Origin of the sequence: Clostridium sp. HV4-5-A1G (genome assembly GCF_900184915.1) — a bacterium.
Taxonomy (GTDB): Bacteria; Bacillota; Clostridia; order Clostridiales; family Clostridiaceae; genus Clostridium_B; species Clostridium_B aromativorans.
This window is the reverse complement of record NZ_FXYI02000398.1, coordinates 1-507: the sequence shown is the minus strand read 5'-3', so window position 1 is coordinate 507 and position 507 is coordinate 1. Positions and strand designations below refer to the sequence as shown.

The window sequence follows — 507 nt, the reverse complement described above, 5'->3', positions numbered from 1 at the left end:
GTTGGTTATTTCTCTTTTCAGGTTGTTTATCTTATTCCATGCCCTGGTCAATTTTGCCTTTTTCCCGCTCTGTTTCTATTTTCTGCACAATCTGCCTACCAGGTGATTCATCAGGTCTTTTTCTTCCGGCTGGTTTATGAACTTCCTGCCGGTGACAGTTCCTTTTGAATCAACTGCACTGCATACTGCGGAGTGATTTATGCCAAGATCTACGGATACCACTATTCTATCTTTAAGGGATGTTTCCCTGAACTCTACTTCGTTTTCATATGCAAACTGCAGGTAATAGTTCCTACCTTTCCTGACAAGTATCGGCGAAAACTTTCTGCCTCTGCAGTTTTTTTCTATATACTTTATGTCCTGCTTCCTTAGAGATACCCTGAGCCACACCCAGTCATTGTTTTTATATATCTTTATCTGGGCATGGTTTCTGTCCAGCATTTTAAACATATTACCCCTGTAAAGGGCAGGACATTTATAGTGCTTTACCTGTAATTTGGGTGCTTT

The 507-nt window shown here is 40.6% G+C and carries 1 pseudogene; it reads right to left on the bottom strand.

Annotated features, from left to right (window positions below):
- Nucleotides 1-75 precede the first annotated feature (75 nt).
- A pseudogene (locus tag J5G60_RS18745) lies at nucleotides 76-507 on the bottom strand (IS200/IS605 family accessory protein TnpB-related protein); the annotation flags it as partial.